At 40.1% G+C, this 14,523-nt stretch carries 13 protein-coding genes and 1 pseudogene; 7 read left to right on the forward strand and 7 right to left on the reverse strand.

Going from position 1 to position 14,523, the window contains the following annotated elements; translation table 11 throughout:
- Positions 1-198: 198 nt before the first annotated feature.
- Together ACE3JL_RS06600 and ACE3JL_RS06605 are read right to left on the reverse strand one after the other, a co-directional pair.
- Positions 199-1,447: pseudogene (locus ACE3JL_RS06600) on the reverse strand (ISNCY family transposase).
- Positions 1,448-1,899: 452 nt separating this feature from the next.
- The gene (locus ACE3JL_RS06605) at positions 1,900-2,598 is read right to left on the reverse strand and encodes an OB-fold nucleic acid binding domain protein (protein ID WP_271991420.1); all 699 of its coding nucleotides are present in this window, start codon (positions 2,596-2,598) and stop codon (positions 1,900-1,902) included.
- An 89-nt stretch (positions 2,599-2,687) separates the two neighbouring features.
- On the opposite strand from ACE3JL_RS06605, the gene folD reads away from it, so the two are divergent.
- Together folD and ACE3JL_RS06615 are read left to right on the forward strand one after the other, a co-directional pair.
- Complete coding sequence (gene folD, locus ACE3JL_RS06610) at positions 2,688-3,545, forward strand: bifunctional methylenetetrahydrofolate dehydrogenase/methenyltetrahydrofolate cyclohydrolase FolD (RefSeq protein ID WP_271991422.1); 858 nt, start codon at positions 2,688-2,690, stop codon at positions 3,543-3,545.
- A gap of 433 nt (positions 3,546-3,978) precedes the next feature.
- On the forward strand, positions 3,979-4,992 hold the full coding sequence (locus tag ACE3JL_RS06615; RefSeq protein WP_375329113.1) for a hypothetical protein: 1,014 nt from the start codon (positions 3,979-3,981) through the stop codon (positions 4,990-4,992).
- Between the two features lie 162 nt (positions 4,993-5,154).
- On the opposite strand, the gene ACE3JL_RS06620 is transcribed toward ACE3JL_RS06615, so the two are convergent.
- Positions 5,155-5,724, reverse strand: coding sequence for a Uma2 family endonuclease (locus tag ACE3JL_RS06620; protein WP_375329114.1), 570 nt, complete (start codon positions 5,722-5,724; stop codon positions 5,155-5,157).
- A gap of 230 nt (positions 5,725-5,954) precedes the next feature.
- On the opposite strand from ACE3JL_RS06620, the gene ACE3JL_RS06625 reads away from it, so the two are divergent.
- The 4 genes from ACE3JL_RS06625 (at position 5,955) to ACE3JL_RS06640 (ending at position 10,226) form a co-directional block, all read left to right on the forward strand.
- Entirely contained in the window at positions 5,955-6,602 is a 648-nt protein-coding gene (locus ACE3JL_RS06625; RefSeq protein WP_271991435.1) for a hypothetical protein, read from the forward strand.
- A gap of 72 nt (positions 6,603-6,674) precedes the next feature.
- The gene (locus tag ACE3JL_RS06630) at positions 6,675-6,926 is read left to right on the forward strand and encodes a BolA family protein (RefSeq protein ID WP_271991438.1); all 252 of its coding nucleotides are present in this window, start codon (positions 6,675-6,677) and stop codon (positions 6,924-6,926) included.
- 290 nt (positions 6,927-7,216) lie between these two features.
- A complete protein-coding gene (locus ACE3JL_RS06635) occupies positions 7,217-8,512 on the forward strand; it encodes a P-loop NTPase fold protein (protein ID WP_375329115.1) in 1,296 nt (431 codons plus the stop codon).
- Between the two features lie 10 nt (positions 8,513-8,522).
- Positions 8,523-10,226 (forward strand): tetratricopeptide repeat protein, encoded by a 1,704-nt coding sequence (locus tag ACE3JL_RS06640; RefSeq protein WP_375329116.1) that lies wholly within the window; start codon positions 8,523-8,525, stop codon positions 10,224-10,226.
- 217 nt (positions 10,227-10,443) lie between these two features.
- On the opposite strand, the gene ACE3JL_RS06645 is transcribed toward ACE3JL_RS06640, so the two are convergent.
- The 4 genes from ACE3JL_RS06645 to ACE3JL_RS06660 form a co-directional block, all read right to left on the reverse strand.
- Positions 10,444-10,950: a DUF4164 domain-containing protein gene (locus tag ACE3JL_RS06645; RefSeq protein ID WP_375329117.1), complete on the reverse strand. Its 507-nt coding sequence runs from the start codon at positions 10,948-10,950 to the stop codon at positions 10,444-10,446.
- A 112-nt stretch (positions 10,951-11,062) separates the two neighbouring features.
- Positions 11,063-11,404, reverse strand: a complete 342-nt coding sequence (locus ACE3JL_RS06650) for a DUF4164 domain-containing protein (RefSeq protein ID WP_375329118.1) — start codon at positions 11,402-11,404, stop codon at positions 11,063-11,065.
- Positions 11,405-11,624: 220 nt separating this feature from the next.
- Positions 11,625-12,884 (reverse strand): OFA family MFS transporter, encoded by a 1,260-nt coding sequence (locus tag ACE3JL_RS06655; protein ID WP_375329119.1) that lies wholly within the window; start codon positions 12,882-12,884, stop codon positions 11,625-11,627.
- Between the two features lie 171 nt (positions 12,885-13,055).
- The gene (locus ACE3JL_RS06660; RefSeq protein WP_002735961.1) at positions 13,056-13,655 is read right to left on the reverse strand and encodes a peroxiredoxin; all 600 of its coding nucleotides are present in this window, start codon (positions 13,653-13,655) and stop codon (positions 13,056-13,058) included.
- Between the two features lie 395 nt (positions 13,656-14,050).
- Between ACE3JL_RS06660 and ACE3JL_RS06665 the strand changes: the two genes are divergently transcribed.
- On the forward strand, positions 14,051-14,518 hold the full coding sequence (locus ACE3JL_RS06665; protein WP_271988410.1) for a helix-turn-helix domain-containing protein: 468 nt from the start codon (positions 14,051-14,053) through the stop codon (positions 14,516-14,518).
- Positions 14,519-14,523 lie beyond the last annotated feature (5 nt).

Consider the following 14,523-nt stretch of genomic DNA (forward strand, 5'->3'; position numbering starts at 1 on the left):
TCTGCCCATAAAAAACTTATCTCAACTCATAAATTTAGCTGAAATTCTGACCTAATTTGTGGTTTTTTCAATGAATAAAATAATCTTTCCTTCTCTCGAAAAATTGACATTTTTAACTAGAATTTACTTTTTTAAATGGGACATATTCGGTTAGAATAAATGAGAAAAATTCCGACCAATTCTTAAACCAAATAAATTTTAATAGGGTACGAATATCATTAAAGAAAGAAGTCCTAGTTACTAATAGCTCACGAATCTTTTGATAGGTGTAATTAACTAAATCCAACACGGTATGAAATAAAAAAGCTAGTAAATTTAAAGACAATAAGAACTCGCACAAATGATTCTGACCGTGACCAAAGTTATGCTCTAAATTATAACCGTGATTTTTAAGAACGTTATTGCCTTCATTTTCAACTTTCCATCTGCTACGTCCAGCTTTGACAATTTCTTCGACATTATTTTCCGTGATTTTATGATTAGTTATCCAATTATTTTGGTAGATAGTTTTCTGGGTTTTTTCATTAATAACAGTCACTTCACACCAATTAACTTCGAGACTTGAGTCCCCCTCTCTTAAGGGAACTCTAGAAGCATAACGATAACGATAAATTAGATTTTTTCGTCCATCCCATTGTTTCTTTTCAACGGTCCTAACTTCGCCACTTTTTTCTAAAAATTCTAGCCATTCATATAAAGTTTTATGCGACGTTTCCAAACAAACAAAAATAAAATTATAACCTTGTTTTACCGCTAATTTACAAACAGGTTCGTGAGAATATAAGTCGTCTCCTAAAAGAGTTACAGGATAACCATACTTATTTTTATGATTCCTATTTAACCATCTTTTAATGGCCGCATTTTCACAGTCTTGTTTTTGATGTCCATCTTGTTTTTTAATGAATTCTGGCTCTAAATTAATTACTTGTTTTTGCTTAGGAGAAACTACTATCGGTGTGACACAGCCATGAAAATAAGTTGTAGTTCCATTTCGATGATTACGACAGTTACAATGAGGGCAATTAATTTTCTTGGATGAGAAATATTCTGTGCCATCTAACGCCACTAATATTTCTCCATCTAAGTAGAGAAACTTTTTCAAAACTCCCTTTTCTTTTAACCATTCATAGACTTTTTGAAAAGTCCTAGAGATATTAGATGCTGGCACTGGATCTAACAAATTTCTTATTTGATTATCCCCAGGAATTTTTTTAATTGAAAATAAACTTTCAGCATTATCTTTTTCCTTATTGCTTTTTATTAAACGTTGATGGTCTAAAAAAGACGGCGACTGAGTAAAAAAGACTGAAAATGCAGCCATCACGGCATCTTTTATCTCATATTTTCTATTATTTCCAGGTTTCCTCTCATCGGGTAAATCATCTAATTCTTGATGTAAAAATTGCATTAATTCCGAAATTTCTAGGGTTGCCGCTTTTTGAGCCATCTTGGAATAATTTGACGTGCTGGTGGATTTCTATCTCACCCATTTTACCTTAGCTGACAATAATTATAAATTTTTATTTCCCTTGAATTCTCTATTCTAAAAACAGAACTATCTTCCTGATTTAACCCCGTTCGTTCTCAGCCAACCTCTTTGATTGCTTGAGTATTTATACTTAATTTGTCTAGCCAATTGTTTTTTTTATTGTTCGCCTCTTCTAGAAAATAGTTGCTTCGTACTATATTTTCCCTGCCAAAATCGGGGTTAATGCTCTATTTATTTCAAAATGAGAATTGCTGCCTGGAAGCGGAACCCTTTGCGTTCGTCTCCAGAAAGTGCAAGGGTTTTGAGTCCCTCGGATCGATTTCTCAACGTTTGTCTCTGGCACTTTTTGGGTTAAAAAAGTGCCAAAACCATTTTCTAGTAAAGCTTACAGTAATTTTCAGCAAGCCTAGCTATTTCTCGCTTTGTTTATGGGGTAAAAAGAAAGCATCGAGGGGATCTGGGATGGGTTTAACCACTGCGGGGGGTTGGGGGGGAATCGCTTCCGCGACGGGTTGCGCGGGGGGATTGGGTTTAACGGGGGTGACGACGGGAGTTTCTGGAGGTTTTGTTTCAGCTGCGGTGGGAATTGTCACCTGTCGGGGATTTTCCAGGGGTTTAGTTGAGATTGGGGGAGAATTATTTTCTGGGGGTTTAACCTCTGAGGTGGGGGAAGGTTTAATTTCTGGGGACGGGGAAGGAGTGGGAACCGAATTAACCGCTACTGCATCCATCTGTTCTAATTCCACCACATACACTTCGTTAACGGTTTGAGAACCCTGGGGAATAGCCTCAAAGTCAATTTTGCCCTTAATGACGATTTCTTCGCCTTGACGGGGTAATTTATTGCTATTGGTGCGAATCCAAATCTTGCCAGACCCATCCTGCAAAAGATAGGCCCCTCCCGCTAAAAAAGGGGCATAATTGCTGACAGTTCCCCTAAGATAAACTAAAGCGCCTTTTGGTTTTTCCTGTAATTGCTCGATCGCTGTTAGGGGAGGATCACCGATGTAGGGAACGGCAATACCGAGGTCAGCAAGGGTACTACAACCGAATAACCCTAGCAATAATAATAAACTGCCGATGCGCCCTACACGAGTCTGAATAGACATTCTTGCTTTAACCTTAACGAGTGCGATTAGCCAATCTTTTTGACCATAGAATAGATCCGAAAGATTTTTGTTCTCGGTATTATCATAGAATGTCCGTAACTACTTGCCAAATTCTCGACGGGAAAGCCTTAGCTCAAAAAATCCAGCTTGGTCTAGGAGAGCGCATCCAGACGCTAAAATCTTCAATGGGAAGACCTCCGGGGTTAGCGGTGTTGATGGTGGGGGATAATCCCGCTAGTGCCGTTTATGTACGCAATAAGGAGAAAGCTTGTACTAAAATCGGCATGGCCTCCTTTGGTCGTCATTTTCCTACCAATACAAGTGAACCAGAAATTTTAGCGGAAATTGTCCGTCTCAATCAAGATGAGCGGGTGGACGGGATTTTAATTCAATTACCCTTACCCAAGCATTTAGATGCGGTTTCCCTTCTCTACCAAATTGACCCGAAAAAAGATGCTGATGGTTTACATCCTCTCAATTTAGGCGGTTTAGTGCGGGGTGAGGACTGTATCCGCAGTTGTACTCCTGCGGGGGTCATGGCACTGCTGAAAGAATATAATATTCCCATAGCTGGTAAGCACGCGGTGGTACTGGGTCGCAGTATTCTAGTGGGGAAACCTTTAGCTTTAATGTTATTGGAGGAAAACGCTACGGTAACTATTGCTCACTCGCGCACGGAAAATCTGGCAGAAATAACCAGAAGTGCCGATATTTTAGTACCTGCGGTCGGTAAAGCGAATTTAATCACCCCGGATATGGTAAAACCGGGTGCGGTGGTGGTGGATGTGGGGATTAATCGCGTCGCTGACCGTTTGGTGGGGGATGTGGACTATGCTGGGGTTTTAGAAGTGGCTAGTTATCTTACTCCTGTACCGGGTGGTGTGGGTCCGATGACGGTGGCAATGTTATTAAAAAATACCTTGTTAAGTTACGAACGCAAGTTATAAATCCTCATGGCTCTCTTAGGTTTGGTGGGTAAAATATGTTCTAAGATATAGTCCTGCCGGTGAGTGCATGGAACGAACCACAAAGACACAAAGGACACAAAGATTGATCACTTCTATATAAGTTAAACTTATCACACAAAGAAGGTTCTTCGTTACTTGGTATGGTTCGATAGGGTTGCATAAATCGACTAAATCCTTATCTGGCAAAAGATTTAATTGATTAGTTCGCTCTAGATCAAAAACAATTGACAAAAATCGCTAAATGCCTTTCTCTATAAGGGTTCCATCCCTTATAACCCTCGTCCATTGCATAACACAAACCGAAGAGCCACAAAGAATAAGAGGGCCGTAATTCTACCGATACAATCCTTGATTTTTTTTAACTATGTTGGTAGAATTTTCCAAAACTGGATAGACTAGGAGCTTTTCGGTCATGATCTTTATTATCCCGATTATTCTTGGTGCGGCGGCCTTAGTTACTGCTGGTGTCGGTGTTAGTGCAGGTGTTGATGGTGTCTCCAAGCTACAAAAGGCGGAAAAAATTGGCAAAAGTGCCGAACAAAGATACAAAAAAGCCAATAAATCCCTAGAAAAAAAGTTTCAAGCTACCCAAAAATTTGCGGAAGAATACGGTCAACTACAAATTAACGTCAAAATCAACACTATCGGCAGATTTGTTAAGTTTGTTCGACGAATTGATCAAAGAAATAGTCAAAGAATTGGTCAAAATTCCTCCCCATCCCATCAACGCTTCTTAGAAGGGTTTGAGGGATTTTCTGCCGAACAATTCAAGGAATTTAAAGCAGAAGTTTTAGACGCGCAAAGTTTGGCTGTAGGAGGTTTAAAAGTAGTGGGAGTCGCTTCGGCAGCCAGTCAGGGAACCCTAGGATTAATTGGTCTTTTCGGTACTGCTAGTACAGGAACAGCAATTAGTGGACTTAGTGGGGCAGCTGCTTGGAATGCTACCTTAGCATGGTTAGGAGGTGGTTCTTTAGCTGCCGGTGGTGGTGGTATGGCTTTAGGAACAGTGGTTTTAGGAGGTATTACCGTCGGACCTGCTTTAATGATTGGTGGTTTTGTCTTAGGAGGAGAAGGGAAAAAGGCCCTAAGTAAAGCTATCGAATACGCCAAGGAAGTGGATAATAAAATAGCTCAATTAGATAAAAGTAAGGGTTTTTTAGGACAAGTTCAGCGCAGAATTAAGGAGTTACAATACCTGGTTAATAGTCTGAATAGTAGAGCTATTAAGAGTTTAACTGAACTGGAGTCACGAGCTAATTTTAATCTCCATCTAGAGGAAGATGTGGCCAAGTTTCGGGAGGTACTGCTTTTAATTAAAGCTTCATCGGAAATCATGAAACTACCTATCCTAGACGAAAAGGGAAAATTAACTAAAGCAACAGAAAATCTCCAAGAAAAGTACCGTCATCTCTTAGAAAAAGAATAGTAGGATGCCTGCCAAGTAGCTGGTTATAATATAATTAAATTAAAAATGGATTTTAGGTTCGATCCCCCCTGCTCCCCTTGATAAGGGGGGTGTCTGATAATTTTTAACGCCTACCTACTCAGAAATAAAGAAAATAGTATAAGAAACGCTCTATAATTTAATTTAATAAATATTACCGAGTATTTCAGTGAAAGTTAACTCTATTTCTGGAAAGGATTCAATAAAAATACTTTCACCTCGATAATATTTCTGCATATCCTGATAACTACCCTGCAGCGGATAGCGATAAACTTCTAAACATTCTTCCTTGAGATTGACAATCCAAACCTCTTTAATATTTGCCTCCGCATAAAGAGGTATTTTAGTATAGCGATCATAATCGAGGGTAGAATCGGAAACTTCAATAATTAAATAGATATCTTGAGGACAAGGATGGGCAGCAACATAAAAATCCGATCGAGGTATTAGTAAACTTAAATCTGGTTCTGGTTGAGAATTATTATTTAATCTAATCGGATTTTGCACCCTGAGAATAATTTTCTGTCCTAACTTTTGATAGAATAATTGTATTAATCTATCTACAATAGAAGCATTACGGGTTCCCATCGGTGACATTTTGATGATTTCTCCTCGAATTAATTCCACTTTTTCATCGGGTTTGATTATTCCCTCGGTTGCCATTTTTTCGTATTCTTCCACCGTAAATTTACGGGTAATCAGTGATAAAGACATTTTAACTAAACTCCTGCTTTTTCTTTATTCTATCTTGACAGCCTTGCTGAGGTTGAATTATCAGTATCTAAACCATTAATCAGGGGTATAAACTAACTTTTTGGGGACTTGTACTGATTTTTTGGGAAAAAACAGCGGTTGCTATGGTGACAAAACCGCTAGATCTAACGTCTAGAAAGCTAGGGTAGGATCGAAACTGCCCCAAAAAAGCTACTATAGGTCAGTTGTCGATGTCAAAAAAAATAGCCGTTCCCCTCCGGAACATTCAGTCGAGAAATTTTATGGTTAAGCGAAAACAGCCTTATAGTTTAATTTATCTGCTCACTCTGGCGATCGGTTTAGGAATTGCGATCGCGCCTAACGGACAAGCACAAACCCCCGACTCAAACACTCCTGCCAGCGATCCTAACGAATTAAAACCCTTAAATCAAGCCGATAGTGTCCTGAGTCTTCAGGGGGGACAACGTTTAGTGGAAGAAGCGAACACTGCTATTAATGCCGCTAAATACGATGTCGCTGTGGACAAACTCAATCAAGCGCGTCGGATTTTTAACCAACTATCTAACTATCATCTGCAATTAGCTAATAGTTTCTCAGGAATTGACCCAAAAGTATTCGATTCTCAGCGTCAAAGTGCTTTAAACACGGGACAAATGCGGGATGAAGCCACCTATAAGCTTGCTTTGGTTCATAGGGCGCAAAATCAGCCAGAATTGGCGGTTCCTTTGTTAATTCAGGTGATTCAATCCCAAAACCCCACCAGTGAATTAGGACAAAAAAGCTATCAACAACTCTACGAAATGGGATTTGTCAGCACACCCATCTCCGCACCGACTCCCACCTCCGCAACTCCTAGCAATCCCCCCCCAAAGCAGTGAATTTTATCCCCATTGACGAGCTTTCGGTAACAATGGGATCAGAGTATCTTTAAATTGTTTTGAGGAGTTAAGATGGTTGACTTTCGCCAAGTAGAAGCGATGATTCAAGAACAAATCCCCGATGCACAGGTGATGATTCGGGATTTAACGGGAGGTGGCGATCATTTGGAAGCGGTGGTTATTTCTGGCGAATTTGCCGGCAAAACCCGCGTTAAACAGCATCAAATGGTTTATGGTGCTTTACAATCGGCACTCGCTACCGAAGCAATCCATGCTTTGGCATTAAAAACCTACACTCCCGACGGTTGGGAAGCAGAAAAATAACAGTTATCAGTTATCAGTTATCAGTTATCAGTTATCAGTTATCAGTTAATTTTTTGGCTCTCTTAGGTTTGGTAGGCAAAATGTATTCTAAGATACATTCTTTCAGGCTAGCGAGTGGAAGGAACCACAAAGACACAAAGGACACAAAGATTGATCGATCCTCTGTAAGTTAAACTTATCACACAGAACCTAAAAGAGCCAACTACCCAATTCATAATTCATAATTCATAATTCATAATTCCCACACCCTACCCCCACGAAAAACTTTTTGCCGCAAACCCTAATTACTTATGGTTAGTCCTTTACTAGAACCCTTTCGAGAAGCCTATCGCAATTTGGAACTTTTACCCCTGCGATCGGATAAAGAATTAGAGCGTTTTGCTGTCAAATACGGCACAGAAATTATCGACGAATTAGAACAATTGGTCGAAGATAGTCCTTCGGAAGACGGAAAAATTATTCTAGCAGGACATCGGGGTTGTGGTAAGTCAACCCTACTCTATGAATTTAAAAGAAAGTTAGATGATCGCTATTTTGTTGTTTTCTTCTCGATCTCAGACATGATCGAAATGTCAGACGTAAATCATGTTAATATTTTATTCTCGATCGCCGTTCAGATGATGTCAGAAGCGGAAGCCCAAAATTTAACTATTAAAGATTCTATTAAAAAAAGCTTTTATCAATGGTTTGCTGAACAAATTCGCACGGAAACCAATCAAGCAGATGCCACTATCGAAACAGGTTTTAACTTTTCTTCTTTACTAGCTCACATTAAAGGAATTCTCAAGATTAATTCGACTATTCGCGAGGAAATCAAACAAAAGTATGAGCGGAGAATTACCGATCTAGTTGCCCAAATTAACATTATAGCTAGTGCGATCGAGTCCCAAAGTCAGAAAAAAATCTTAGTAATTGTTGATGACATTGATAAAATTGACTTAGCACAGGTAAGGGATATTTTTCAATCCCATATTAAAGCGATTATGTTGCCCGGTTTTCGGATTATTATGACTATTCCGATCGCCGCTTTAAGAGAAGTAGCTTTAAAGGCAACTCTCCAAACAGAAACTAATGATCAGATCGTACAAATGCCTGTATATAAACTCTTTAAACGGGGAGAAATTAATTCAGCTAATGCTATACCCGATCCGCAAATTATTGCTACTTTAACCGAGATTATCACTAAGCGCATCAATCCCGCTTTAATCGATCCTGACACCATCGAAAAAATTTGTCTTTATAGTGGGGGAGTGTTACGAGAATTAATTCGCATTACTAATGATTGCTGTCGGGTTTGTTTGCGATCGGTTCGTCGTTATCCTGATGATAATACCCTAAAAATTAATCAAGCTGTTTTAGAACAATCAATCACAGAACTTAGTCTCGATTTTGCTGAAAGTATCGGTACAGCAGATGAGGAAATTATTAAAACTGTTTATAAAAAGTCAAAACCGAAGGATCTCAAGGATCAAAATTTTCTAGATCTGTTGCATGGTTTATATATTTTGGAATACCGCAATGGCGATCTCTGGTATAATGTGCATCCGATTGTGGTTGAGTTAATGAAAAAAAGAGGAACAATTTGAATGGGATATTATGAATAATGAAACATCTTCAATTATTGACCAAAATGAAAGAGAATACGAAGGTTTAATCGTGTCTCTAGAGGCAAATCAAGAGAGATTAAATATATTGATTTGTGTGTGTGATCAGGAAAAATTGCGAGAAGAAATCATTGATCGCTATAGCAAAGAATTAGAACCAGTAATCCCTTGTTATCGGATTGATTTAGATCAAAAAGAACCGAGTTTAAGAGCAGCAATTGCTAGTTTAGTCTCCAGAAAACCAGAGTTATTACAAAGTAAAAACGCTGTGATCACAACCACAGGAGTGGAAAAATTACACTCGATCTCGCGTAGCGAGCGCGTTGCGACCGAATGGCAACAGGAAAAATCGGAACTAGATAAATTTTTTGGTTATCTGCAATGGACAAGGGAAGGATTGCGAGAATTTCCCTATTCCATCGTTCTTTGGGTAACAAGCACAGTGGAAGTAAATTTACGCAAAAAGTCCCCCGATTTTTGGAGTTGGAGAAAAGGAGTTTTTCGCTTTATTTCTCCTCCAAGTAACTTTTTACCTTGTCAGGAAATTTTACCAATTTTACAATCTTTTGACGAAATTACTATAGATAAAGATATTCCTTTAATCTCTAAGGAAGACTTGTTAGAACTAATCGAGCAAATCGAGGTAAATAAAGGCAAAAAAGAGCCAAGACTAGCGCGTTTATATGCAAGTTTAGCTAAAATTTATAACCATCGTTTATTAAATCTGCCATTGTCAGATTATCGTCAGGAACTTCTGCTTGCGATCGAGTATTATCAAAAAGCGATCGATTTACAAAAAGAGTTAAATCTAGAACTTGATTTAGTTGCGAGTCTCAACTCATTAGCCGGTATTTACTATTTTCTAGGAGAATACCAAAAAGCGCTCGAGTTTTGTCAACAGTCCTTAGCAATAAGTCAAGAAATCGGTGATCGGGGAGGTGAAGCGGCATCCTACAATAATTTAGGCAATGTTTACGATTCCCTAGGAGAATACCAAAAAGCGATCGAGTTTTATCAACAATCCTTAGCAATCAAACGGGAAATCGGCGATCGGAAGAGTGAAGCGAAATCCTACATGGGTTTAGGCAATGTTTACTATTCCCTAGGAGAATACCAAAAAGCGATCGAGTTTCATCAACAGTCTTTAGCAATCACACGGGAAATCGGTGATCGGGGGGATGAAGCGAAATCCTACAATAATTTAGGCACTGTTTACTGTTCCCTAGGAGAATACCAAAAAGCGATCGAGTTTTATCAACAGTCCTTAGCAATCACACGCGAAATCGGTGATCGGGGGGGTGAAGCGGCATCCTACAATAATTTAGGCAATGTTTACACATCCCTAGGAGAATACCGAAAAGCGATCGAGTTTCATCAACAGTCCTTAGCAATCACACGGGAAATCGGTGATCGGGGGGGTGAAGCGAATGTCTACAATAATTTAGGCATTGTTTACAAATCCCTAGGAGAATACCAAAAAGCGATCGAGTTTTATCAACAGTCCTTAGCAATCAAACGGGAAATCGGTGATCGGGGGGGTGAAGCGAATGCTTGGTTTAATCTGGGACTTACCTACTATAAACTCAAACGTATATCGGAAGCGAAAGAAGCATTTCTTCAGTCGCGGGAATTATCTCAAGCATTGGGGTTAGCAGGATATGTTCAAAAGTGCGATCGGGCAATTCGGAGATTATAAACCCGAAAATATCCCTTAATCGTTGCTTTCTTTCTGGGGGTGGTTAAGTTTCCTTTAGTTTTAATTGGGGGGATAATAGTGGCATTGTGGCGATTGTTAAAAAGATGGTTGAGTAAAGCATAATTAGGGGTTAGATATCCCTTATTTTTAACCTGAGTTTGACATCTGCTAATTTACCCTCATAACTACCGTAAAGTGAGAAATTATAGTAATATTTCTAAGGATTACCAGAAAAGAAAGAGCGCCACGCTGCCGTTCCGATCGCTCCTCCTAAAAGAATAATTAACGTCCAAACTTGATTTTTTTGGGTTCCTTCCACCTTTTCTAGTCTTCTATCCATCCCATCGACTTTCTCAGTTAGTTTTGCTTGTCCTACCTCTAGCTTAGTTAGCCGTTCGTCGATTTTCTCAAATTTCTGGTTAAGATCCTTCTGTAGGCTATCAAATTTCTGGTTAACATCTTGTTGCAAGGTATCGATTTTTTGGTTAACATCCTTTTGTAGGCTATCAAATTTCTGGTTAAAATCCTTCTGTAGACTATCAAATTTCTGGTTAAAATCTTGTTGCAAGGTATCAATTTTTTGGTTAACTTCCTTCTGTAGGCTGTCAAATTTCTGGTTAACATCCTTTTGAAAAGTATCGATTTTTTGGTTAACTTCCTTGATGCTGTCTTTAATTTCCTTGAGGACAGATTCAAGACTATAAGTAACGGTTTCGTTAGACATTTTGGTAACATCCCTGGGAGTAATGATAGTACAATAATTTTATTTTAATCCTAAATCTGGTTATTAAAGACTGATTACCTATTGCCTAGAATTTAGTATTATGGTAATATTTCTAAGGATTACCAGAAAAGAAAGAGCGCCACGCTGCTGTTCCGATCGCTCCTCCTAAAAGAATAATTAACGTCCAAACTTGATTTTTTTGGGTTTCTTCCACCTTTTCTAGTCTTCTATCCATCCCATCGACTTTCTCAGTTAGTTTTGCTTGTCCTAACTCTAGCTTAGTTAGCCGTTCGTCGATCTTATCAAATTTCTGGTTAAAATCCTTCTGTAGGCTATCAAATTTCTGATTAACATCCTGTTGAAAGGTGTCGATTTTTTGGTTAACTTCCTTGATGCTGTCTTTAATTTCCTTGAGGACAGATTCAAGACTATAAGTAACGGTTTCGTTAGACATTTTGGTAACATCTCTGGGAGTAATGATAGTACAATGATTTTATCTTAATCCTAAATCTGGTTATTAGAGTTCTTGCATAATTAATTATGGTTGATTCCGAGCAATAGTGTCACAACCAAATCTACTTTCATCTTCTCAACGTTTGTGTCTTACACTTTTTTGGCTAAAAAAGTGTAAGACACCATTTTCTAGTAAAGCTTACAGTAATTTTTAGCAAGCTCTAGCTAGGATTTGATAGCTGCGATCGCTGTCTTTTCAGTAAGGCACTAGCGAGAAAAATGCCCAGTATTGCCAATACAGCCATAGCATAAAAAGCATAAGTGTAAGTACCGAACCAATCGCGAATTCTACCGGTTACTAAAGTTCCGATCAAAGCACCAACACCGTAGGCAGTAAAAACAATACCGTAATTTTGGGCGTAGTGGTCAGGATTAAAGAAGTGGAGAGTGGTAGCGGGAGCTAGGGCTAACCATCCCCCTAAACAAAACCAAAATAGACAAAAAGCCACTAGATAGTTAGTAACTGCCCCTTTTTCGGCCTTGACCATCAACAGGCAGCCGATCAAAATGAGTGTATAGGCCCCGATCGCTAGATAATGGGGTTTCCAGCGATCGCTTAACCAACCGAACAAAGGACGACTAATACCATTAAAGAAAGCAAATAGAGCAACACTACTAGCGGCTAACCCCGGCTCGATCTGGATAATTTCCTCAGCGACGGGACTAGAAATACCGATGGCACTCAAGCCAATTAAAGCACCAATGGCGTAGCAAAGCCATAAGCCATAAAATGAGCGACTTTTCAGCATATTCACTGGATAATTAGCCTGAAAGTCGGATTTTCCATTAGCTAAATTGGCGGGAGGTTGCCAGTCTTGAGGGGGTAACTTCAGGGTGAGGGCAATCATCACAATAATTATTGTAAAGATAATCCCCAAAAATCTTAAACTTGGTCTGACACTATATTCATTGATCAATCGATTGGCTAAAGGTGCGGTAATCAGGGGAGAAAGGCCAAATCCGATGATAGTTAAACCCACCGCTAAACCTTTTTTGTCGGGAAACCAGCGTGCCACCACTGCCATGGGAACACCGTAAGCGATGCCGACTCCTGTGCCGGCAATGACTCCGTAGGTAAGAATAATTGTCTGGATCTGAGCGGCAAAACTAGCGAGAATATAGCCTAAACCGACGATAATTCCGCCGATAGCCGTCATCCTGCGAGTGCCTACCCGGGGGATAAAAAAACCGGCGATCGGCATAGAAGCGGCATAAAATACTAAAGCCACAGTGTAGGGTAGTAAGCTTTCCGTGGCGCTGAGATTTAATTCTGTTTCTAGGGGTTTTCTAAAGATACTCCAAGAGTACACCGTCCCTAAACAAAGTAAAACGCCCATTCCTAGAGGTATTAATAACCATCTACCTTTGGCTGCGGGTAATCCCAAAACTGTCAACTCGGAATCATAATTACTGTTAGTCATAGATCGCCGTGACTCTTTCTAGACTTGTTTGGCCAGTATTCTAGATGAGGTCATGGCTAATAGGGCCAATTTTCCAGAAAATTTTCCGATTAAAATAAGGGGCGAATTATTTCGCCCCCCTTTAAAAGTCTGCCCCCCATCTATAGCTGAGGGACTTCTGAGGACTTTTAACTAAACTGCCGCGAAGTAAACTTTTGACTTCACAGGATCGGGAACCATAGTAGCATCCCCTTCTTGCCAACCGGCGGGACAAACTTCATCCGGGTGGGATTGGACGTATTGAATCGCTTTCAGAGTGCGGAGGGTTTCATCGACACTGCGACCAAAGGAAAGATTATTAATAGTAGCGTGTTGGATAACACCTTCTTTATCGATGATAAAGAGACCACGCAGGGACACTCCCGCATCAGGATCAAGAACATTGTAAGCGGTGCTGATTTCTTTTTTCAGGTCTGACACCAAAGGATAGGCCACATCCCCCACACCGCCGGATTTTCTCTCGGTTTGAATCCATGCTAGGTGAGCAAATTCGCTATCGACGGACACTCCTAAAATCTCGGTGTTGATGCTGGCAAATTCGCTAACTCGATCGCTGAAAGCGGTAATTTCCGTGGGGCAAACAAAGGTAAAATCGAGGGGATAGAAGAATAAAACTACGTATTTACCCCGATAATCCGACAATTTGATGGTTTTGAACTCTTGGTCGAAAACGGCGGTCGCGGTGAAATCCGGCGCCGCTTGTCCGACTCTTAAGCAACCCTCGGCGGTCATACTCTTAATCTCCTTAATCTAGTTTCTGGGAAAATGCAACTATTTTTACATTCCTTAACAACTATATCATAGTCATAACGATTTTGAGTAGTTGACAATCAGTTACCAGTTATCAGTTACCAGTTATCAGTTATCAGTTATCAGTGGCTAGTGGGGAGATAGGGAGATAGGGTGATAGGGTGATGGGGGTTAGGTGTTAGAGAGGTTTGATCGGGGGAGAGAAAAAGAATTTAATAGACTGCATAATGTTTACTTTCGCAGCCAAAATAAGAATTTAAGGACAGCGAAAGAGATCGTTGCACGAGGAATTTAGCCCATTGTACAATCTAGTACAACTTTCTTGCCTCAACGCTCCGACCTGCTGCTGTCTGCTTTTACTTATAGTTGCAAAGGCTATGTCATCAAGCACTGGTAAATATCTATCCCTATCCCAACGTCAGCAACTTCTCGAAATCTTAACAGAACCAAATATCCCCGATATCGATCGCAAACGGATTCAAATCATTCTTTTCGCTGATGAGGGCAAATCCCAGAACGAGATCCGTAAGCTTCTCGATTGTACTGCCGCCACCGCTAGTAAATGGATACTGATCGCCGAGAGTGGCAAGATCGATCGCTGGCAGAAATACCGCCGCGGTCGCCCCTCAAAAGTTGATCAATTTTACCTCGATCGCCTGAGAGAACTGATTAGTAAATCCCCCCGGGATTTCGGCTATTCCTTTAACCGATGGTCGGGAGTTTGGTTAGCGCAGCATCTAGAGAAAGAATTCGGGGTCGCGCTCACCCCAACCCACATCAATCGCCTCCGCAAACAGCTACAGCCGATCCGCATCATCGATCTTTCTCCTTCAGCCAAAGCTTAAAACAA

Origin of the sequence: Microcystis sp. BLCC-F210, from assembly GCF_042134685.1 — a bacterium.
In the GTDB taxonomy this organism is placed as follows: Bacteria; Cyanobacteriota; Cyanobacteriia; order Cyanobacteriales; family Microcystaceae; genus Microcystis; species Microcystis aeruginosa_D.

Bases quoted from the DNA above. Each gene is read 5' to 3' on its own strand.
- ACE3JL_RS06635 (WP_375329115.1), top strand. From the start codon at position 7,217: ATGGTTAGTCCTTTACTAGAACCCTTTCGAGAAGCCTATCGCAATTTG.
- ACE3JL_RS06640 (WP_375329116.1), top strand. From the start codon at position 8,523: ATGAATAATGAAACATCTTCAATTATTGACCAAAATGAAAGAGAATAC.
- ACE3JL_RS06615 (WP_375329113.1), top strand. From the start codon at position 3,979: ATGATCTTTATTATCCCGATTATTCTTGGTGCGGCGGCCTTAGTTACT.
- ACE3JL_RS06655 (WP_375329119.1), bottom strand. From the start codon at position 12,884: ATGACTAACAGTAATTATGATTCCGAGTTGACAGTTTTGGGATTACCC.
- ACE3JL_RS06660 (WP_002735961.1), bottom strand. From the start codon at position 13,655: ATGACCGCCGAGGGTTGCTTAAGAGTCGGACAAGCGGCGCCGGATTTC.
- ACE3JL_RS06645 (WP_375329117.1), bottom strand. From the start codon at position 10,950: ATGTCTAACGAAACCGTTACTTATAGTCTTGAATCTGTCCTCAAGGAA.
- ACE3JL_RS06620 (WP_375329114.1), bottom strand. From the start codon at position 5,724: ATGTCTTTATCACTGATTACCCGTAAATTTACGGTGGAAGAATACGAA.
- ACE3JL_RS06605 (WP_271991420.1), bottom strand. From the start codon at position 2,598: ATGTCTATTCAGACTCGTGTAGGGCGCATCGGCAGTTTATTATTATTG.
- folD (WP_271991422.1), top strand. From the start codon at position 2,688: ATGTCCGTAACTACTTGCCAAATTCTCGACGGGAAAGCCTTAGCTCAA.
- ACE3JL_RS06625 (WP_271991435.1), top strand. From the start codon at position 5,955: ATGTCAAAAAAAATAGCCGTTCCCCTCCGGAACATTCAGTCGAGAAAT.
- ACE3JL_RS06650 (WP_375329118.1), bottom strand. From the start codon at position 11,404: ATGTCTAACGAAACCGTTACTTATAGTCTTGAATCTGTCCTCAAGGAA.
- ACE3JL_RS06665 (WP_271988410.1), top strand. From the start codon at position 14,051: ATGTCATCAAGCACTGGTAAATATCTATCCCTATCCCAACGTCAGCAA.
- ACE3JL_RS06630 (WP_271991438.1), top strand. From the start codon at position 6,675: ATGGTTGACTTTCGCCAAGTAGAAGCGATGATTCAAGAACAAATCCCC.